This window comes from Variovorax sp. RKNM96 (assembly GCF_017161115.1).
Classification (GTDB): domain Bacteria; phylum Pseudomonadota; class Gammaproteobacteria; order Burkholderiales; family Burkholderiaceae_C; genus Variovorax.
The window spans coordinates 5,097,548-5,116,447 of sequence record NZ_CP046508.1; the positions used below are offsets into that span (position 1 = coordinate 5,097,548).

Here is an 18,900-nt window from a genome sequence, read left to right on the forward strand (position 1 = left end):
TCGGACGTGGGAATCCCGCCTACGCGAAGTCAGGCCGCGTGCCTGCGCGGGCACCGGCGACCGGTGAAACCGGGGTTCCGGGACCCGGTTTTGCACCGCAGCATCGACGGAGAAACGCAATGTTGCGGCAATGCTGATTCATAGCATCGCGGCCGAACCCACCACAACCCACACGTACTTCCATGACCTCCGAGACCGTCCGTGCATTGCCTTTGCCGCCAGTGCGCATTGGCCGTCTCTCGCTGCCTGACGCCTTGCGCGGCTTCGGCCTGTTCGGCGTGCTGATGGCCCATCTGCTCGGCCTTTTGTCCGGTCATGCGATGGCCGGCCTGCTGGTGCTGACGGTTGCAAGCCTGTGGACTGGCCACGCCGCCGTGCTGCGCGAGTCGGTGGCGCGTCGCCGCTTCTGGCGAGGCATCCTGTGCGTGAGCTTTGCCGTGAACCTGATCGTCACGGCTGGCACATCCGCCGCTCCTGCGCTGCGCGATATCGCGCCGCTCGCGCAAGGCGCGTTCTTCGCGGCGGCCTTCGTTCTCCTGTTCCAGCGCGCCGCATGGCGACGCTGGCTGCTGAAGCTCGCGCCCGCCGGCCGGATGGCACTGACAAACAGCCTCGCGCAAGCGCTGCTTGCTCTGTGCATCCTGCACGGCAGCGGCCTCCACCTAGATCCTGCGAGCCTAGTGGTCTTCGGCATCGCGATCTTCGCGTTGCAGGCCGCCTCCAGTTGCTGGTGGATGGCGCGCTACAACGCGGGTCCCGCCGAATGGCTATGCCACAGCCTGGTCTCGGGCAAGCCGCAACCCATGCGGCGCCGGACCGAGGAACTGCCTCGGCGGGCCGATCGAACGAGGCCGTTCCTGCTCAGGGAACGACCGTGATGCGATCCGTCGCCGGCGGCGCGAGCGGGCTGTTCGCCTTGATGTAGGCCTCGAGCGCATCCACGTCCTGATCGCCGCCGAGCACGTCGGTGCCCTGGTTGAACACGGTGAAGTTGTCGCCGCCGGTGGCCAGGAAGCTGTTCATCGTGACGCGGTAGTTCGCCGCCGGATCAATGGCGGTTCCGTTCAGCGCTATGTTGCTCACGCGCGCGCCGCCCGGCGCCGAGGCGCTGTAGCTGTAGGTCAGGCCGCGCGAAGGCAGCAGCACCTTCGGCGCGGCCACTGTGTTGGAGCCGCTGTTGAACTGCTGCTCGAGCACCGCCTTGATCTGCGCACCCGTCATCGTCTTCACCACCAGGCTGTTGCCGAAGGGCTGCACCGCGAAGATCTGGCCGTAGGTCACGTTGCCGCCGGGTGCGGGCGCGAGATCGGCGCGCACACCGCCCGGGTTCATGAAGGCGATCTGCGCCGCGCCCTTGCCGGCCGGGCTGGTCGCTGCAAGCTGTGCATCGGCGATCAGGTTGCCGAGCACGCTTTCCTTCGATGGATCCACCTGCGTGCGCGTGGCCGTGGCGGTGAGCGAACCCACCACACGTTGCACCAGCGGCCCGGCGATCGCGAGGTACTGGCTGATGAGCGCGGCCACTTCCTGGTTCTTGCCGAACACGGGGTACTGGTCGGTCAGCGCGATGGTGTTGGCGCCGCTGGTGAAGGCCTCGCCCTGCACGATCACGTTGTCGGCGGCCTTGGCGGTCACCTTGCGGGTGCGGGTGTCGATGGTGAGGTTGATGTCCGTCAGCAGCGTGCCGTACTGGCCCGCGCTCGTCAGCAGGAAGGGCTTGGCCGGGTTGGTCTTGCCGTAGTCGCAGATGTACGAGCGGTGCGTGTGGCCCGAGATCACCACGTCGACCGCCGTGTCGAGCTTGTTCAGGATCGGCAGGATGTCGCCGCTGAGGCCCGCGCAGCTCTTGTCGTTGTAGCCGACGGTAGTGGTGCCGCCTTCGTGGATCACCACGACGATGGCGTCCGCGCCCTGCGCCTTCAGCTGCGGGATCAGCGCGTTGGCCGTGTCCGCCTCGTCCTTGAAGCTCAGGCCCGCGACGCCGGCGGGCGTCACGATGTTGGGCGTGCCCTTGAGCGTCATGCCGATGAAGGCCACCTTCACCGTGGCGCCGTCCTTGGTGAAGCTCTTCATGCCGGTGGCGGGGAACAGCGTATTGCCGTCACCCTTCACCGTGTTGGCCGCGAGAAAGCCGAAATTCGCGCCTGGGAAGGCCTTGTTCACGCGGCAGGGTTCGAGCGCCGTGTTCTTGGCGCAGCCGCCGTTCTTCATGCGCAGCAGTTCGGTCTGGCCCTTGTCGAACTCGTGGTTGCCGACCGCGTTGAAGTCGATCTTCATCGCGTTCACCGCCTCGATGGTCGACTCGTCGAGGAACAGCGCCGACACCAGCGGCGAGGCGCCGATCATGTCGCCCGCGGACACCACCGCGTTGTTCTCGTTCTTCGCCTTGAGCGACGCCACGGCCGAGGCCAGGTAGGCCGCGCCGCCCGCGGGCACCGGCACGGTGCCGCCGCCGATGGCAGGCGCGGTGATCGAGAGCTTGGGCGGCTCGAGGTTGCCGTGCAGGTCGTTGAAGGCGATGAGCTTCACGTCGATGCTGCCGGGCGTGGCCGGTGCGGGAGGAGGCGCCGGTGCGGGCGGGGGCGCCGGCGGAAGAAAGGGAAAGAAGCCGCCTGAGCTGCCACTGCCGCCACAGGCGGACAACGTGGCCAGGACGACACCCGCGAGCGCGAGATGCTTCAGCGATGCATGCATGGATCTTCTCCTCCGTATTGGAATGCAGCGCATGCTGGCCACGGGAGATGACGGCGGCGTGACCAGCCCTTTTCCATGCGGGGACTCAGGGCAACGCCACCAGCTCCATCGAAACACCGGGACCGAACGCCGCATGCAACAGGGCGCGGGCCTTGGCACTGCGCTCATCGGAAAGCGACTGCACAGCCAGCCATCCATCCTTCGGCCGCCGCTGCAGGTGCCAGCCTTCCTGCCCGAGGCGGATGAGTTCGGCGAGCGCCGCGGCGTCCGCCACCGGCAATGCGGAGGGCACGATGTCGAGCCAGTCCACCACCTGGTCGGCCTCGCCGCCGAGCCATGCGGCCGCGCCTTCGGCCAGCGCGCGCTGCGTCTCCACATCCCTCACCTCGCCCTGCAGGATGATGCCGTTGCCGTGCCAGCGGATCTCGAGCGGCGGGCCTCCCGCCTGCGGGGTTTCCGCCATGAAGTGCCATGCAACGGCCAACGCGATCAGGCAGGCCACCGCCCATGCGATGAGAGCGGGTCGCAGGTGAAGTCGGCGTTGCGGTTCCAAGGCCGCGAGGGTGCCACGCGCAGCGTGACAGGGTTGTGACCGCCGCCCCGTCGCATGTAGACTGATTCGATGACCCCCGAAGCCCTGCTCGCCCACTACGACAAGGCCGCGCCGTGGCCTGCCGACCGCACCGCCCGCGGTCCCGCCGATGTTGCCGCGGCCTACCAGGACGCGCTCGCGCTGCGGGCCCTGCGACTCGCGCGCGGCGAGCGGCCGGTCGGCTACAAGATCGGTTTCACCAACCGCACGATCTGGCAGCGCTACGGCGTGTTCGGGCCGATCTGGGGTCCGGTATGGAACACGACGCTCACGCGTTGCGATGACCGGGGAACAGTGGACCTCACGGGCACCCTCCAGCCCCGGATCGAACCGGAAATCGTCTTCGGCATCGCCGCGACACCACCGCGCGATGCCACGCTGGAACAGCTCTTCGACTGCATCGACTGGCTGGCACCGGGTTTCGAGATCGTGCAGTCGCACAGCGCCTGGAAATTCACCGCCGCCGAAACCGTGGCCGACGGCGCCTTGCATGCGCGCCTGCTGGTCGGTCGCGAGACCCCCGTTCGCCAGTTCGCAAGCACCGGCGCCGAGCTCGACGACAAGCTGGCCGCGACGCACCTCACGCTCTTCAAGGGCGATGAGACGATCGACAAAGGCACCGGCGTCAACGTGCTCGACGGCCCGCTGCACGCGCTGCGCCATTTCGTACAGGAGCTGCAGAGCTGCCCGGGCGCTCCGGCGCTGCAACCCGGCGACGTGATCACCACCGGCACATGGACCGACGCCTGGCCCATCGTGCCCGGCGAAACCTGGCGCGCCGCGTTCGAGGCGCCGTTCGATTCGCTCGAGATCACCCTGCGCTGAACGGATCGATGCGACCCGACCTCGATTCCCTCGCACTCTTCCTCAGCGCCCTGGAATCCGGCAGCCTGTCGAAGGCGGCCGAGGAGCACCACATGGTGCTGTCGGCCGCGAGCCGCCGCATCCGCATCCTCGAGACCGAGTTCGGCGTGCCGCTCTTCCAGCGCACCTCCAAGGGCGTGACGGTGACCGGCGCGGGCGAATCGCTGGCGATCCATGCACGGCTCATCCTGCGCGATGTCGACCGCATGCGCGCCGACCTCTCGGACTACGCCCAGGGCGCGACCGGCCGCGTGCGGCTGCAGGCCAACGCGTCGGCCATGGGGCAGTTCCTGCCCGACGACGTGGCGAGCTTTCGCCGCAGCTATCCGGAGATTCGCGTCGATGTGGAAGAGCACCGCAGCGTGTGGATCGTGCAGGCGATCCGCGACCGGCAGGCCGATGTCGGCGTGATCACCGGCGACACCGCGGACACCACGCTCAACTTCATTCCCTACCGCATGGACAGGCTGGTGGCCATCGTCCATCGCAAGCACCCGTACCGCAACCGCGAGGTGTCGTTCGCCGAGCTGCTCGATTTCGATTTCGTGGGCCTGGAAAACGACTCGGCCATCGCCCGCACCATCGAGGATGCGGCGGTCGCCGCGCGCAAGGTGCTTCGCCTGCGCGTGAAGGTCAAGAGCTTCGAGGCGGTGTGCCGGATGATCGAGGCCGGCATGGGCGTGGGCATCCTGCCCGAGGGCGCGGCGGCCACCTATCGCAAGGAGATGGGCCTGCGCTTTTTGAACCTGTCGGATGCGTGGGCGTCGCGCCGCATGTACCTCTGCACGCGGCAGGAGACGCTGACGTTTCCGCAGCGCCGCCTGGTCGATCACCTGCTCTCGCGCTACGTGCCGTAGCGCGAAGCTTCACTTCTTCAGCGCTTCCACCAGGTCGAGCACCATGCGGTCCGGCCCGAAGGTGTCGATGCCGTGCGTCAACAGCGTCTCGACGGCCTGCGCGATGCCGTGGCTGGCCGACGATTGCTGCGCCATGTCGTTGTAGTAGCCCAGGTCCTTCTTGGCATTGGCCATCGAGAACTTCAGCGAATCGGTGCTGCCGGTCAGGAGCTTGGGCTTGACGCGTTCCAGCGCCACGCCATTGCCGCCGCCCTTGGCCAGCACATCGACGAACACATCGGGCGCCACGCCGGCGCGCTCCGCACAGGCAGCCGCTTCACAGAGCAGCGCGACGGTGCCGAGCGACACGAAGTTGTGCAGCAGCTTCATCGCATGGCCCGCGCCGATGCCGCCCACATGCGTGATGTTCTCGGCGAAGCAGCGCAGCAGCGGCAGGCACGAGGCCAGCACCTCGGCGTCGCCGCCCACCAGCAGGTTGAGCCGGCCTTCGGCGGCTTCCTTGGCGGTGCGCGTCATCGGCGCATCGAGGAACTTGCCATCCTTGGCCAGCACGGCTTGCGCGACCTTGGTGGTGGAGTCGGGCACGGCGGTCGAGCAGTCGATCACCACGGTGCCGGGGCGCAGGGTTGCGAGCGCACCCTTGTCACCGAGCATCACGGCCTCGACCTGCGGCGTGCCGGTGACGCAGAGGATCAGCACGTCGACATCGGCGGCCAGCGCCGTCACATCGGAAACGGCTGTCGCGCCGGCCGCGAGCAGCGCACCGACCGGTTGGTTGCCGGGGTGGTCGAGGATGGTCAGCCGGTGGCCGTGCTTGACGATGTTCTGCGCGATGCCGCTGCCCATCAGGCCGACACCGACCAGGCCGACGCGGCGGGGTTCTTGTGCTTCTTGTACTTCTTGTGCGTTCGTGTTCATGGGTTCACCCGTGTTTGATGGCGATGGTCTTGAGGGTCGTGAAGCCTAGCAGGGCTTCGAAACCCTTCTCGCGCCCGAAGCCACTCGACTTGACGCCGCCGAACGGCAGCTCCACGCCGCCCGCCGCACCGTAGTTGTTGATGAAGACCTGCCCGCAATTCAGTTTGTTCGCCACGCGCAGTTGCCGGCCGCCGTCGCGCGTCCACACGCCAGCCACCAGGCCGAAGTCCGTGCCGTTGGCCAGGCGGATCGCCTCGGCCTCGTCGGCGAAGGGCATCACGGCCAGCACGGGGCCGAAGACCTCGCGCTGCGCGAGGTCGCTATCGGCGGGCACGTCGCGGAACAGCACGGCCTCCTGGTAGTAGCCGTTGGACGATGCGCTCGGCGATACCGTGCCGCGCGCCGCCACCTTCACGCCGTTCGCCTCGGCGGTCGCGACCATGTCGCGCACCTGGCGGAACTGCTTTTCGTTGATGAGCGGGCCCATGTCCAGATCATCGACGGGCGGCCCCGAACGCACGGCCGAGAAGCGCTCGGCCAACCGCTTCACGACCTCTTCGTAGACCGATTGCTCGACCAGCACACGGCTGCCGGCCGAACAGGTCTGGCCGGCGTTCTGGATGATCGCGTTGAGCAGCACGGGCACGGCCGCATCGAGGTCGGCGTCGGCGAACACGAGCTGCGGCGACTTGCCGCCGAGTTCCAGCGTGACGGGGCAATGCCGCTCGGCCGCCGCGAGGCCGACGCTGCGGCCCGTGACGGTCGAGCCGGTGAACGAGATGTGGTCGATGCCCGGATGCGCGCACAGCGCAGCGCCCGCTTCCCTGCCGTAACCGGTCACCACATTGAGTGCACCGGCGGGAAAGCCCACCTCGGTCGCGATCTCCGCGAGGCGCAGCAGCGAGAGGCTCGCGTCCTCGGCCGGCTTGACCACGCAGGCGTTGCCGGCTGCAAGCGAGGCGCCCACGCTGCGGCCCGCGATCTGCATCGGGTAGTTCCAGGGAATGATGTGCCCCGTCACGCCGTGCGGCATGCGCACGGTCAGCACCGTGTAGCCGCGCTCGTAGGGCAGCGTGTCGCCGTGCAGCTTGTCGCAGGCGCCGGCGTAGTACTCGAAGTAGCGCGCGAGCGCAGTGGCGTCGTTGCGCGCCACGCGCAGCGCCTTGCCGGTGTCGCGGGCTTCGAGCTGCGCGAGTTCCTCGTGGTGCTGCATCACCGCGGCGCCGAGTTTCGCGAGCAGGCGGCCGCGCTCGAGTGCGGTCATCGCGCCCCAGGGGCCGTCGAAGTTCTCACCCATGGCGCGGCGTGCTGCGCGCACGGCAGCGTCCACATCCGCTGCTGTGCCGCGCGCGATCTCGCCGAAATGCTGGCCGTCGCTCGGGTCGATCACGGCGATGGTTTCAGCGCCCAGCGAGGCCACGCGGCCGCCGTCGATGTAGTGGGTTGCTGCAGTCATCTCGTCTCTCTTTGAATGGGGCTCACTGGAGTTCGGGCCATGGCTTCTGCGCGTCGCGGATCAGCTCGAAGGCGCGGCTGAACTGCAGCACGCCGAGGTCGTCGAAGCGGCGGCCCGCCACCTGCAGACCGATGGGCAGGCCCGCATCGGAGTAGCCGCAGTTGACCGACGACGCCGGCTGCTCCGACATGTTGTAGGGGACAGTGAAGCCGATGTGCTCCAGCGAGCGCAGCGGGTCGTTCGTCGGCGAGGCGTGCTCCGCGGGCGCGGGCATGTTGGGCGACACCGGCGAGATCACGAAGTCGAAGCCCACGGTCGCAGCGATGGTGGCGGCGCGCGTGGCGACGAACTGGCTGTAGGCGTCGAAGATGTGCTCGCCCGAGAAGCCGGCCGCGCTCTCGGCCCAGGCATCGATGTAGGGCAGCATCTTCGCGCGGCGCTCGGGCGCCATGGCGCGCAGGTCGGTCAGCGAGCGCATGCGCCAGAAGTGGTCCATGCCCTGCAGCATCTTCGGCGTCATGAAGGGCTTCATTTCCTCGACATGGGCGCCAGCCGCTTCGATCTTCTTCGCGGCAGCGAGCACCGCGTCGCGGATCTGCGGATCGAGCGGCAGGCCGCAGCCCGCGTCCATCAAGAGGCCCACGCGCTTGCCGGCGAGGAAGGAGGCATCGACGTCGAAGGCCAGCCAGTCGATGACGGGTGGCGGCAGTTCGGAGTAGTCGCGGCTGTCGGGCTGGGCGACGGACTGCATCATCAGCGCGGCGTCTTCCACCGTGCGCGTCATCGGCCCGGCGCAGCGGCCCATGTAGGGCGTGCTCAGCGGGATGCGGCCGAAGCTGGGCTTGAGCGTGAAGATGCCGCACCAACTCGCGGGCAGGCGCAGCGAGCCGCCGATGTCGGTGCCCGCATGCAGCGGGCCATAGCCTGCGGCCGCAGCAGCACCCGCGCCCGCGCTGGAGCCGCCGGGCGTGCGCGACAGGTCCCACGGGTTGCGCGAGAGTTCATGAAAGGTCGAGAGGCCGGACGACAGCATGCCGACGTCGGGCATCGTGGTCTTGGCGACGAGCACCGTTCCGTCTTCCTTCAGGCGTGCGGCCGGCGGCGAATCGTCCGCGACCGGCACGAGGTCGTAGGCCGCAGTGCCCAGCGGCATCGGGTCGCCGGCGGTCGCCAGGTTGTCCTTGATCGTCACGGGCACGCCGTCGAGCGCGCCGCGCGGTGTGCCGGCGAGCCAGCGCGCTTCGGAGGCGCGGGCCTGCTCGAGCGCAAGTTCGGGGCGGAAGAGCCAGGTGGCGTGCAGCTTCGGCTCGAGCGCGGCGATGCGCTCGTTGACCGCGCGCACCACCTCGACCGGCGAGAGTTCCTTGCTGCGGTAGGCCACGCCGAGTTCGGCGGCGCTCAGGGAATGCAGGGGCTTGGTCATGGCATCAGCTCCAGGAAATGGCGGCCAGGTCGTTCACCACGATCGGCATGCTGGCCCACAGGCCCTTGACTTCCTTGCGCGCGATGGTGGGAAACACCGCCTGGTAGAGAAAGCCGTTGACCGCATCGGTCGCGAGTTGCCGCTGCGCCTCGGCCAGCAGGTCGGCACGGCGCTTCTTGTTCTCTTCGTTCTGGATCGCGACGAACATGTCGCGGAACTTCTTCGAGTCGTAGCCCCAGTAGTAGTCGGGCTCGGTGTACTTCACCAGGTCGAAGGGCTCGACGTGCGCGACCATCGTGAGGTCGAAGTCGTGCGCGCCGCCGAAGGTGCCGCTCAGCCACTGCGCCCACTCGACGTTCTGGATCTTCACGTGGATGCCGATCTGCGCGAGCTGCGCGGCGATCATCTCGCCGCCCTGCCGCGCGTACGAAGGCGGCGGCAGCGTCAGTCGCAGTTCGAGCGGTGTCTTCACGCCGGCTTCGGCGAGCAGGCGCTTGGCCTTCTCGATGTCGTAGGGGTTCATCGCGGTCGTGTCGATGAAGCCCGGCGCGCCCATCGCGTAGTGGCTGCCGATGGGCTTGCCGAAGCCGTCGGCCGCGCCCTGGATGATCGTGTTGCGGTCCAGCGCCGCCAGGATCGCGCGGCGCACGCGCACGTCGTCCAGCGGCTTCTTGCGGTTGTTGATGGTGAGGATCACCTTGCCGCGCGTACCCACCTCCAGCACCTGGAAGCGCGGGTTGCCCTTGAACTGCGCGACGGAGCGGGTGCCGGCGCGCGGGAAGATGTCGATGTCGTTCGCCATCAGCGCCGCGGTCTGCGCGGCGGTGTCGGACATGAAGCGGAAGACGAATTTCTCGACCTTCGCAAGGCCCGGATCGCGGTACGTCGGCGACTTCACCAGCGTGCACGAGGCGCCGCGCTGCCATGCGGCCAGCTTGTAGGGGCCGGTGCCGACGGGTGCGGTCGCATTCGTCTCGGCGCTCTTGGCCTCGACGATGCAGGCGGTGGACTGCCCGAGCATGAACGGCAGGTCGGGGTTCGACAGCGCGCTGTTGACGCCCACCGTGTACTCGTCGAGCACCACGGTGCCGATCTCGCTGAAGAAGCGCTTGTCCTTGTTGGTGCTCTTGGCGCCCCCCGCGCGGTCGAACGAGAACTTGACCGTGGATGCGTTGAAGGGCTGCCCGTTCTCGAAGCGCACGCCGCGGCGCAGCTTGAAGACGAAGGTCTTCATGTCGGGCGACGACGACCAGCTCTCGGCCAGCATCGGCGTGACCGAGCCATCGGCGTTGACCTTGGTGAGCGTCTCGAAGATGTTGTATTGCGTGATCTCGGCGATGGCCGACGCGGCGCCCGCAGTCGGGTCCAGGCCCGGCGGCTCCAGCGGCATGCCGATGCTCAACATGTTCTTGCCCGTCTGCGCTTGCGCGAGCGGGAGGAAGGCGCCCGGGATCGCCGCGGCCATGGCGGTGCCCATGAGGGTGCGTCGCTTCAACATTCGATATCTCCTGGAAGTAAGGGATGTGACGCCCAGCGGCCTAACCCGCGGGTGTCTGCAGGACGGCGGACAGCAAGGTCCGCGTGTAAGGGTGCTGCGCGTGACGGAACAGGTGGCCCGGCGCGCCCTGCTCCACGATCTGCCCCTTGAAGACGACGGCGACGTCGTCGCACAGGTGGTTGACCACCGCGAGGTCGTGGCTGATGAGCAGGTAGCTGATGCCGAACTGCTGCTGCAGGTCCTGCATCAGGTTGAGCACCTGCGCCTGCACGGACACGTCGAGCGCACTGACGGGTTCGTCGGCGACGATGAGCTTGGGGCGCGTGATGAGCGCGCGGGCAATGGCGATGCGTTGGCGCTGACCGCCCGAGAACTCGTGCGGATACTTGTCCATGTCGGTCGTGCGAAGGCCGACGGCGGCGAGCGATTCGGCGGCGCGTTCGCGTTGTTCCTTGCGGGAGACCTCGGCCAATGCTTCGAGCGGCTCGGCGACGATGCGTGCGACGGTCTGGCGCGGATCGAGCGAGCCGTAGGGGTCTTGAAAGACCATCTGGAAATCGCGACGTGCGGTGCGCAGTTCGCTCCTGGGCAGCGTGTGCAGATCGCGCCCGAGCAACTTCACGCTGCCAGAAGTGGGCGTATCAAGCGCCATCACGAGGCGCGCGATGGTCGACTTGCCGGACCCCGATTCGCCGACGATGCCGAGGCTTCGGCCGGCTTCGACCTTGAAGCTCACGCCGTTGAGCGCCTTGACGGTGGGCGGCGGTGCAAAGAGCTTTTCGCGCGGCAGGTCGTAGTGCCGCACGAGGTCGGTCACCTGCAGCAGCGGTTGGGCCTTGGCGGACTGGTTCATGCGGCAACCGCGCTTTGCGCGGCGATGTCTTCGAGACGGAGGCACCGCACGGCATGGCCGCTCGGCTTCATGGCCAGCGGCGGCTTCGTCGTGTAGCACATGTCGGCCGTGAAACTGCAGCGCCCTGCGAAGGCGCAACCGCGCGGCAGGTCCACGAGCTCGGGCACGCTGCCGCGAATGGTGGCTAGGCGGCCCGTGCGTGGTGCACCGAGCACCGGCCGTGCCGCAAACAGGCCGCGGGTGTAGGGATGCGCGCGCTCCGCGAACACGGCCTTCGTCGGCCCGCTCTCGACCATGCTGCCGCCATACATCACGAGCATGCGCTGCACGCTGTTGGCGATCACGCCCAGGTCATGCGAGATGAGGATCAGCGCCATGCCCATCTCGGCGACCAGGCTCTGGATGAGGTCCAGCACCTGCTTCTGGATGGTCACGTCGAGCGCGGTGGTGGGCTCGTCGGCAATCAACAGGTCGGGGCCGCAGGCCAGCGCCATCGCAATGCCGATGCGCTGCCGTTGCCCGCCTGAGAACTGGTGCGGGTACGCATCGAGCCGCGAGGCCGCATCGGGAATGCCCACGCGCTCCAGCAGGCCCAGAGCTTCTTTCCGTGCCTCCGCCTTCGAAAGCCCGCGATGCAGCCGCAGCGGCTCGCCAACCTGGCGCGCGATGGTGTGCACCGGGTTCAGCGCCGTCATCGGCTCCTGGAAGATCATGCCGATGCGGTTGCCGCGAATGCCGCACATCGCTTTCTCTGGCAGCCCGACGAGCTCCTGCCCGTCGAGACGGATGCTGCCGCTCACCTTCGCGGTCGAGGGCAACAGGCCCATGAGCGACATCACGGTGATCGATTTGCCGCAGCCCGATTCGCCCACGATACCCAGCGTTTCGCCGCGCTCCAGGGAAAAGGAAATGCCGCGCACCGCTTCGGCCGGGCCGCGCTGGGTCTGCAGGCCGATGTGGAGATCGTTGACTTCGAGAAGAGGCATGGTTCAGCGGGCTCGAGCAAGGCGCGGGTCGAGCAGGTCGCGCAAACCGTCGCCGAGCAGGTTGAGGCCCAGCACCGCCAGCGCGATCGCCATGCCGGGGAACACCGCCAGCAGCGGCTGCTGGAACATGAGCGTCTGCGCCTCGCTGAGCATGCGGCCCCACGAAGGCTGAGGGGGCTGCGTGCCGAGGCCGAGGTACGACAGCGCCGCTTCCGCAAGGATCGCGATGGCGAAGCGGATGGTGATCTGCACGATCAGCACCGCCGAGATATTCGGCAGCACGTGCTGCATCGTGATCGAGAACGAACCCTTGCCGCAGGCGCGTGCCGCCGCGATGTATTCGCGCGACCAGATCGCATTGGCCGAGGCGCGTGTGATGCGCGCGAAGGTCGGGATGTTGTAGATGCCGATCGCGACGATGGCATTGACGATGCCCGCGCCGAACACGGCCGTCATCATGATCGCCGAGAGAATGGCCGGGAACGCGAGCGAGAAGTCGGCGAAACGCATGATCGCTTCTTCGACCCAGCCGCGCCGCGCAGCCGCCAACAGGCCGAGCGCCGTGCCGACCACCAGGCCGATGCCCACGGCGATCACGCCCACGAGGATGGAGGCGCGCGCACCCACCAGCAGCAGCGAGGCCACGTCGCGCCCGAAGGCGTCGGTGCCCAGCCAGTGCGCGGCCGAGGGCGCCTGCATCTTGTTGGCCATGTCCATTTCATATGGCGACCACGGGGTCCACACGAACGAAACGAGCGCGGCCAGGAGCAGCAGCAGCGCGAGAACGGCGCCGATGACGAAGCTGCGGTGATGCACCGCACGGCGCCAGAAGCCCGGCACGGTGAGCGCGGCTGCGCTGGGAGCAGCAGGAGCAACGATGGCGTTCATATGTCGCTTGCCTTGATGCGCGGGTCGATCACGGCGTACAGCACGTCAACCACGAAATTCACGATGACGACCAACGCCGCGAGCAGCATCACGCAGTTGCGCACCACGACGAGGTCGCGGTTGCTGATGGCCTGGAAGATCAGCCGGCCGAGGCCCGGCAGGTAGAACACGTTCTCGATCACGATGGTGCCTGCCAGCAGTTCGGAGAACTGCATGCCCATCACGGTGATGACAGGGATCATCGCGTTGCGCAGCACATGCAGCCACAGCACGGCGCGCTGCGACACGCCCTTGGCGCGCGCGGTGCGCACGAAGTCCTCGCGCATCACTTCGAGCACGGCCGAACGCGTGATGCGCGCGAGGATCGCCGCCTGCACCACCGCGAGGGACAGCGCCGGCAACAGCAGCGATTTCACGCCACCCAGCACGCCCTCGCCCCATCCGTCGAAGCCGCCCGCGGAGAACCACTGCAGCTTCACCGAGAACACCAGGATCAGCAGGATCGCGAACCAGAAATTCGGGATCGCGATGCCCACCTGCGTCATGCCCATCAGGCCGACATCGCCCATCTTGTTGTGGCGCGCCGCGGCCGTCACGCCGACCACGAGCGCGAGCACGGTGGTGAGCGTCATCGCGAGCACGGCCAGCGGCACGGTGAGCGCGAGGCGTTCGAGGATCAGGTCGAGCACCGGCGAGCCGTAGGCGTAGCTGTCGCCCAGGTTGCCGGTGAGGATGCCGCCGATCCAGTGCCAGTAGCGCGTCCACGCAGGCTGGTCGAGACCCAGCTTCGTGGCGAGTGCGGCCACGGCATCGGGCGAGGCGTCGGGGCCCATGAGCATCTGCGCGGCGTTGCCGGGCAGGATTTCCAGGACCAGGAACACGATGACCGACGCGCCGATCAGCGTGCCGACCAGCGTTGCCAGGCGCTTGAGCAGGAAGAGGCCCATCTATCTGCCCTTGTGCCTCGTGTGAAGCCGAGTCGTCATCCGATGCAGCTGGCGATGGCACGGCCCACGTCGACCGTGTTCGCGGTGCCGCCCATGTCGCGCGTGCGCGGGCCTTCGCTCAGCACGGTCTCGATGGCCGAGAGCACGGCGGCCGAAGCCTGCGCGTACACGGGGTCGCCGTTGCCCAGGTGGTCGAGCATCAGCGCGGCCGACCAGATCTGGCCGATGGGGTTGGCGATGCCCTTGCCTGCGATGTCGGGCGCGGAGCCGTGCACCGGCTCGAACAGCGACGGGAACACGCGCTCGGGATTCAGGTTGGCCGACGGCGCGATGCCGATGGTGCCGGTGCACGCCGGGCCCAGGTCGGACAGGATGTCGCCGAAGAGGTTGGAGGCCACGACCACGTCGAACCAGTCGGGGTGCTGCACGAAGTGCGCGCACAGGATGTCGATGTGGTACTTGCTCGTGGCGATGTCGGGATGGCGCTTGGCCATCTCGGCCAGGCGCTCGTCCCAGTACGGCATGGTGATCGAGATGCCGTTCGACTTGGTCGCGGCCACGAGGTTCTTGCGCGGCCGCTTGCTCGCGAGCTCGTAGGCGTACTTGAGGATGCGGTCGACACCGTGGCGCGTGAACACGGCCTCCTGGATCGCCATCTCGCGCGGGGTTCCTTCGAAAAGGCGCCCGCCGACCGAGGTGTACTCGCCCTCGGTGTTTTCGCGCACCACGAGAAAGTCGATGTCGCCGGGTTGGCGGTGCGCGAGCGGTCCGGGCACGCCGGGCATCAGGCGCACGGGGCGCAGGTTCACGTACTGGTCGAACTCGCGGCGGATCTTGATGAGAAGGCCCCACACGGCGATGTGGTCGGGCACCTTGTCGGGCGCGCCGACGGCACCGAAATAGATGGCGTCGTGGCCCTTGATCTGCTCGTCCCAGTCGGCCGGCATCATGAGCCCGTGGCGCACGTAGTGGTCGGAGCCCCAGTCGAAATGATCGAAGCTGAATTCGATGCCGAACTTGCGGCTCACCGCGTCGAGCACGCGAAGGCCTTCGGGCACCACTTCGACCCCGATGCCGTCACCCGGGATGACGGCGATCTTGTGTTTGGTTTTTTGCTGCATCGGATACCTGCTTCAAGACTGTTTCGCGAGCAAGTCTAGAAGCAGGAGTCGTGCCGCAGGATCGGGGTTGGCACGTACTTTGCCTTGCAATTATCAGCAGGCTCGCAAGTCAGCTCTCCTAGGGAAATCATGAAAACCCTCGGGCTCAAATTCGCCTTTATCTTCTAATTTCAAGAAGGCGCTGACCACCTGCTCGACCAAGGAATGGACGCGGATAGTTGCCATCCGATGATCGTTCGACAACTGCTCACGCTGGCCGATGCGCCCGATGGCATCGGCCTGCCGGTCGCGCGGCTCATCGCGTTCGTGCATGCGCTGCGCCACCAGCTGCGCCTGCCAAAGCAACATAGTGTGTTGTCCGGCCAAGGGCGATACATGCGCATACGCGCGAAGGCCGGGAAAGGTGAAGCCGCCGAAGAATCCGCACGCACAGGCGCCGCGGATTCTCCATTCCGCGGCATTTCATTCCTCCATCCAATCGCCCATCCCATGAGCCGACTCGACACACAGCAGCCGTCCAGCACGGACGCACCGAAGGATTCCTCGTCCCCCTCACCCCGCTCCCCACCAGCCCGTCCTGGCGAAGCTCGCCGGTCTCGGCCTCTTCGCACTTGCGGCCGCTTCCGGCATCTTCGCGATGGCGCCGAGCGTCGCCGAGGAAACCACCGCCCTCGCCAAGACATCGGACGCATCGCCGATCTATGGCGTCACCCTTCCCAAGGGCTACCGGCAGTGGCAGCTCATCGCTCCGGCCATCGAGGCGGAGCCGCTGAACGAGTTGCGGGTCGTGCTCGGCAACACCAAGGCGATCGAGGCCTACGACAAGGGGACGCTGCCATTTCCCGATGGCACCGTGCTGGCCAAGCTGGCGTGGAAGCATGTGCAGTCGCCGGAGTTCGCGCCCGCGTCGATTCCGGGCGCGGCCACCACCGTGCAGGTGATGGTGAAGGACTCGAAGAAATACGCCACCACCGGCGGCTGGGGCTTCGGCCGATTCGTCAACGGCAAGCCCGCAGACCTGGCACAGCACCAGACCTGTTTCGCCTGCCACCAGGCGCTCGTGAAGAACCACGACTACGTGTTCACGCGGCTCGCGCGTTGACGCGTTCGTCCCCATCCCGGCATTGAAATTTATTGTTGGCGAACGCGGCCCAGATACAGAGGCATACGCAAACCGCGCGCCGGGCCGCCTCGACTCCGAACAATCGCTTCACCACTCCGGAAAGCGCACGCCAGATCGGCAACGACCGCGCCCATGGAGTGACACCACCCCTACCTTCAGATTCCAGGAGATCCCGATGACCGCTTCCTCCCTTTTGCTTCGCCGCTCTTTCCTCGCCAAGGCCGCGCTCGGCGCGGCCGCCGCCCAGATGACGTCGATCGTGCCCGCCTTCGCACAATCCGCCGGCACCGCCGTGGGCAGCGCCAGGCGCCTGGAGCCGCTCAAGAACATCGAGGCCAACGGCCTGAGCATCGGCTACTTCGAGGCCGGCCCGGCCAATGGCGCGCCGGTGATCCTTCTTCACGGCTGGCCCTACGACATCCACATGTTCGTGGACGTCGCGCCGCAGCTTGCCGCCGCGGGCTTCCGCGTGATCGTGCCGTACCTGCGCGGCTACGGCACCACCCGCTTCCTGTCGGCCGACACGCCGCGCAACGGGCAGCAGTCGGTGATCGCCGTGGACATCATCGCGCTGATGGATGCGCTGAAGATCCAGGCCGCCACGGTGGCCGGCTGCGACTGGGGCGCGCGCACGGCGTGCATCATGGCCGCGCTGTGGCCCGAGCGCGTCAAGGCGCTGGTGTCGGTCAGCGGCTACCTGATCGGCAGCCAGGAGGCCGGCAAGACGCCACTGCCGCCGCAGGCCGAACTGCAGTGGTGGTACCAGTACTACTTCGCGACCGAGCGCGGCCGCGCGGGCTACGAGAAGAACCGCCACGACTTCGCCAAGCTCATCTGGCAGCTGGCATCGCCCAAGTGGAACTTCGACGCGGCCACCTTCGATCGCAGCGCCGTCGCGTTCGAGAACCCGGACCACGTGGCCATCACGGTGCACAACTACCGCTGGCGCCTGGGCCTGGCCGATGGCGAGGCGAAGTACCAGGTGCTCGAAGATCGTCTGGCCAAGGCCCCGGTGATCGGCGTACCGACCATCACGCTCGAAGGCGACGCCAACGGCGCGCCGCACCCGGAACCCAGCGCCTACGCGAAGAAGTTCTCGGGCCGCTATGAACACCGCCTGGTCAGCGGCGGCATCGGCCACAACCTGCCGCAGGAAGCGCCCGAGGCCTTCGCAAAGGCCGTGATCGACGTGGCGCGTGCCTAAAGCGACAAGCACAGGAAGACGCACCATGTGGAACATCCATCAGGCCTACATCGACGGCGCCTTCGTGCCCGTGCAGGGCAGCGAACGGCTCGACGTTGTCAATCCCGCGACCGAGCAGGTCATCGGCACGGTCACGCTCGCGAACCGCGACGATGCAAAGCGGGCGATCGCCGCCGCGAACCGGGCCCAGCCGGGCATGGCGGCCAGCACCCGGGCGCAGCGCATCGAGATGCTCCGGCGCCTCGAAGCCGCCGTGCTGGCGCGCACCGACCAGATCCGCGACGCCACGATCGAGGAGTACGGCGGCCCGCTGGCCCGCTCGCAATGGGTCAGCAACTACGCCTCGCAATGCTTCGCCAGCACGGCGCAGGTGTTGCAGGACTACGCCTTCGAACGGCGCATGGGCGATGCCATCGTGGTGATGGAGCCGGTCGGCGTTGCCGGTCTCATCGCGCCCTGGAACAGCGCCGCGGGCAGCATCTGCAGCAAGTTGGCCTCGGCCATCGCCGCGGGCTGCGCGTCGGTCGTCAAGCCGAGCGAACTGGGGCCGCTGCAGGCGCAGGTGGTGACCGAAGCGCTGCATGACGCAGGCCTTCCGGCCGGCGCCGTCAACGTGCTGCTCGGGCGCGGCGGCGACGTGGGCGATGAAATCTCCACCAGCCCGGCGATTGCGAAGATCTCGTTCACCGGCTCCACGCAGACCGGCAAGCTCATCGCGCGCGCGGGCCTGGACACCATGAAGCGCGTGAGCCTTGCGCTCTCGGGCAAGTCGGCCACCGTGGTGCTGGACGACGCCGACATGGCCACCGTGCTGCCCATGGCGCTGAATGCCGCCTTCATGAACAACGGCCAGGCCTGCGTGGCCGGCACGCGCCTGCTGATCCCGAACTCGCACATGCAAGAGGCCATCGAGCACCTGCGGGCCGCCGCGGCCGCCATGCGCGTGGGCGATCCGCGCGACGCCGCCACCGCGGTCGGGCCGCTCGCGAGCAAGGCGCAGTTTGAGCGCGTGCAGCACTTCATCCGCCGCGGCCTGGCCGAGGGCGCAACGCTGGTGGCCGGCGGCGAGGGCCGGCCCGAGGGCTTCGACAAGGGCTGGTTCGTGCGGCCGACCGTGTTCGCCGGCGTGCGCAACGACATGGACATCGCGCGCGAAGAGATCTTCGGCCCCGTGCTCTCGGTGATCGGCTATGGCGACGAGGACGAAGCCGTCGCCATCGCGAACGACTCGCCGTACGGCCTGCAGGCGTACGTGTTCTCCTCGCAGCCGCAGCGTGCGCTGCGCGTGGCTTCGCGGCTGCGCGCGGGCTCGGTGCTGGTGAACCGCATCGCGCCCGAGCTGATCGCGCCCTTCGGCGGCGTCAAGCAGTCGGGCATCGGCAGGGAGTTCGGCGTTTTCGGCATGGAGGCGTTCCTGGAGCCCAAGACCATTGCCATCGCGAGCGGGCCGGCGCCGGTGCCCCAGGCTGCCTGAAC

Annotated in this window: 18 protein-coding genes; 6 read left to right on the top strand and 12 right to left on the bottom strand. The window is 67.8% G+C overall.

The genetic code is table 11. The features are described from left to right. Positions 1–182 precede the first annotated feature (182 nt). The gene (locus tag GNX71_RS23535) at positions 183–878 is read left to right on the top strand and encodes a DUF418 domain-containing protein (RefSeq protein WP_206174663.1); all 696 of its coding nucleotides are present in this window, start codon (positions 183–185) and stop codon (positions 876–878) included. Here GNX71_RS23535 and GNX71_RS23540 read toward each other — a convergent pair. Both GNX71_RS23540 and GNX71_RS23545 read right to left on the bottom strand, forming a co-directional pair. Continuing rightward, the gene (locus GNX71_RS23540; RefSeq protein WP_206174664.1) at positions 862–2,694 is read right to left on the bottom strand and encodes a 5'-nucleotidase C-terminal domain-containing protein; all 1,833 of its coding nucleotides are present in this window, start codon (positions 2,692–2,694) and stop codon (positions 862–864) included. The genes GNX71_RS23535 and GNX71_RS23540 overlap by 17 nt on opposite strands. Before the next feature lie 85 nt (positions 2,695–2,779). Then, positions 2,780–3,247 carry a hypothetical protein gene (locus GNX71_RS23545; RefSeq protein ID WP_241027032.1) on the bottom strand — a complete coding sequence of 156 codons (468 nt, stop codon included), beginning with the start codon at positions 3,245–3,247 and terminating at the stop codon, positions 2,780–2,782. Between the two features lie 69 nt (positions 3,248–3,316). Between GNX71_RS23545 and GNX71_RS23550 the strand changes: the two genes are divergently transcribed. Together GNX71_RS23550 and GNX71_RS23555 are read left to right on the top strand one after the other, a co-directional pair. Further along, positions 3,317–4,111, top strand: a complete 795-nt coding sequence (locus tag GNX71_RS23550; RefSeq protein WP_206174665.1) for a fumarylacetoacetate hydrolase family protein — start codon at positions 3,317–3,319, stop codon at positions 4,109–4,111. Between the two features lie 8 nt (positions 4,112–4,119). Next, entirely contained in the window at positions 4,120–5,007 is an 888-nt protein-coding gene (locus GNX71_RS23555) for a LysR family transcriptional regulator (RefSeq protein ID WP_013542717.1), read from the top strand. A 9-nt stretch (positions 5,008–5,016) separates the two neighbouring features. On the opposite strand, the gene GNX71_RS23560 is transcribed toward GNX71_RS23555, so the two are convergent. From GNX71_RS23560 to GNX71_RS23605, 10 genes are all read right to left on the bottom strand, one after another. Further along, positions 5,017–5,925: an NAD(P)-dependent oxidoreductase gene (locus tag GNX71_RS23560; protein ID WP_206174666.1), complete on the bottom strand. Its 909-nt coding sequence runs from the start codon at positions 5,923–5,925 to the stop codon at positions 5,017–5,019. Between the two features lie 4 nt (positions 5,926–5,929). Continuing rightward, positions 5,930–7,381 (bottom strand): aldehyde dehydrogenase family protein, encoded by a 1,452-nt coding sequence (locus GNX71_RS23565; protein WP_206174667.1) that lies wholly within the window; start codon positions 7,379–7,381, stop codon positions 5,930–5,932. A 22-nt stretch (positions 7,382–7,403) separates the two neighbouring features. Beyond that, positions 7,404–8,804 carry an amidase gene (locus GNX71_RS23570; RefSeq protein WP_206174668.1) on the bottom strand — a complete coding sequence of 467 codons (1,401 nt, stop codon included), beginning with the start codon at positions 8,802–8,804 and terminating at the stop codon, positions 7,404–7,406. 4 nt (positions 8,805–8,808) lie between these two features. Then, positions 8,809–10,302 (bottom strand): ABC transporter substrate-binding protein, encoded by a 1,494-nt coding sequence (locus GNX71_RS23575; protein WP_206174669.1) that lies wholly within the window; start codon positions 10,300–10,302, stop codon positions 8,809–8,811. Between the two features lie 40 nt (positions 10,303–10,342). Next, positions 10,343–11,155, bottom strand: a complete 813-nt coding sequence (locus tag GNX71_RS23580) for an ATP-binding cassette domain-containing protein (RefSeq protein WP_206174670.1) — start codon at positions 11,153–11,155, stop codon at positions 10,343–10,345. Then, the gene (locus tag GNX71_RS23585) at positions 11,152–12,141 is read right to left on the bottom strand and encodes an ABC transporter ATP-binding protein (protein ID WP_206174671.1); all 990 of its coding nucleotides are present in this window, start codon (positions 12,139–12,141) and stop codon (positions 11,152–11,154) included. Before GNX71_RS23585 ends, GNX71_RS23580 begins: the two co-directional genes overlap by 4 nt. A gap of 3 nt (positions 12,142–12,144) precedes the next feature. Continuing rightward, complete coding sequence (locus GNX71_RS23590; RefSeq protein ID WP_206174672.1) at positions 12,145–13,029, bottom strand: ABC transporter permease; 885 nt, start codon at positions 13,027–13,029, stop codon at positions 12,145–12,147. Beyond that, the gene (locus tag GNX71_RS23595; protein WP_013542725.1) at positions 13,026–13,976 is read right to left on the bottom strand and encodes an ABC transporter permease; all 951 of its coding nucleotides are present in this window, start codon (positions 13,974–13,976) and stop codon (positions 13,026–13,028) included. The genes GNX71_RS23590 and GNX71_RS23595 overlap by 4 nt, the downstream gene beginning before the upstream one ends. A gap of 35 nt (positions 13,977–14,011) precedes the next feature. Continuing rightward, the gene (locus tag GNX71_RS23600; RefSeq protein ID WP_206174673.1) at positions 14,012–15,097 is read right to left on the bottom strand and encodes a tartrate dehydrogenase; all 1,086 of its coding nucleotides are present in this window, start codon (positions 15,095–15,097) and stop codon (positions 14,012–14,014) included. Positions 15,098–15,190: 93 nt separating this feature from the next. Continuing rightward, positions 15,191–15,445, bottom strand: a complete 255-nt coding sequence (locus GNX71_RS23605; RefSeq protein WP_206174674.1) for a hypothetical protein — start codon at positions 15,443–15,445, stop codon at positions 15,191–15,193. 289 nt (positions 15,446–15,734) lie between these two features. Here GNX71_RS23605 and GNX71_RS23610 point away from each other — a divergent pair, with 289 nt between their 5' ends. From GNX71_RS23610 to GNX71_RS23620, 3 genes are all read left to right on the top strand, one after another. Next, entirely contained in the window at positions 15,735–16,199 is a 465-nt protein-coding gene (locus GNX71_RS23610; RefSeq protein WP_206174675.1) for a cytochrome P460 family protein, read from the top strand. Between the two features lie 196 nt (positions 16,200–16,395). Beyond that, positions 16,396–17,424, top strand: a complete 1,029-nt coding sequence (locus tag GNX71_RS23615; protein ID WP_206174676.1) for an alpha/beta hydrolase — start codon at positions 16,396–16,398, stop codon at positions 17,422–17,424. Between the two features lie 25 nt (positions 17,425–17,449). Further along, complete coding sequence (locus GNX71_RS23620; protein WP_206174677.1) at positions 17,450–18,898, top strand: aldehyde dehydrogenase family protein; 1,449 nt, start codon at positions 17,450–17,452, stop codon at positions 18,896–18,898. Positions 18,899–18,900 lie beyond the last annotated feature (2 nt).

Bases quoted from the DNA above. Each gene is read 5' to 3' on its own strand.
- GNX71_RS23615 (WP_206174676.1), top strand. From the start codon at position 16,396: ATGACCGCTTCCTCCCTTTTGCTTCGCCGCTCTTTCCTCGCCAAGGCC.
- GNX71_RS23605 (WP_206174674.1), bottom strand. From the start codon at position 15,445: ATGTTGCTTTGGCAGGCGCAGCTGGTGGCGCAGCGCATGCACGAACGC.
- GNX71_RS23540 (WP_206174664.1), bottom strand. From the start codon at position 2,694: ATGCATGCATCGCTGAAGCATCTCGCGCTCGCGGGTGTCGTCCTGGCC.
- GNX71_RS23565 (WP_206174667.1), bottom strand. From the start codon at position 7,381: ATGACTGCAGCAACCCACTACATCGACGGCGGCCGCGTGGCCTCGCTG.
- GNX71_RS23585 (WP_206174671.1), bottom strand. From the start codon at position 12,141: ATGCCTCTTCTCGAAGTCAACGATCTCCACATCGGCCTGCAGACCCAG.
- GNX71_RS23580 (WP_206174670.1), bottom strand. From the start codon at position 11,155: ATGAACCAGTCCGCCAAGGCCCAACCGCTGCTGCAGGTGACCGACCTC.
- GNX71_RS23550 (WP_206174665.1), top strand. From the start codon at position 3,317: ATGACCCCCGAAGCCCTGCTCGCCCACTACGACAAGGCCGCGCCGTGG.
- GNX71_RS23590 (WP_206174672.1), bottom strand. From the start codon at position 13,029: ATGAACGCCATCGTTGCTCCTGCTGCTCCCAGCGCAGCCGCGCTCACC.
- GNX71_RS23535 (WP_206174663.1), top strand. From the start codon at position 183: ATGACCTCCGAGACCGTCCGTGCATTGCCTTTGCCGCCAGTGCGCATT.
- GNX71_RS23570 (WP_206174668.1), bottom strand. From the start codon at position 8,804: ATGACCAAGCCCCTGCATTCCCTGAGCGCCGCCGAACTCGGCGTGGCC.
- GNX71_RS23620 (WP_206174677.1), top strand. From the start codon at position 17,450: ATGTGGAACATCCATCAGGCCTACATCGACGGCGCCTTCGTGCCCGTG.
- GNX71_RS23595 (WP_013542725.1), bottom strand. From the start codon at position 13,976: ATGGGCCTCTTCCTGCTCAAGCGCCTGGCAACGCTGGTCGGCACGCTG.
- GNX71_RS23555 (WP_013542717.1), top strand. From the start codon at position 4,120: ATGCGACCCGACCTCGATTCCCTCGCACTCTTCCTCAGCGCCCTGGAA.
- GNX71_RS23560 (WP_206174666.1), bottom strand. From the start codon at position 5,925: ATGAACACGAACGCACAAGAAGTACAAGAAGCACAAGAACCCCGCCGC.
- GNX71_RS23575 (WP_206174669.1), bottom strand. From the start codon at position 10,302: ATGTTGAAGCGACGCACCCTCATGGGCACCGCCATGGCCGCGGCGATC.
- GNX71_RS23600 (WP_206174673.1), bottom strand. From the start codon at position 15,097: ATGCAGCAAAAAACCAAACACAAGATCGCCGTCATCCCGGGTGACGGC.
- GNX71_RS23610 (WP_206174675.1), top strand. From the start codon at position 15,735: ATGGCGCCGAGCGTCGCCGAGGAAACCACCGCCCTCGCCAAGACATCG.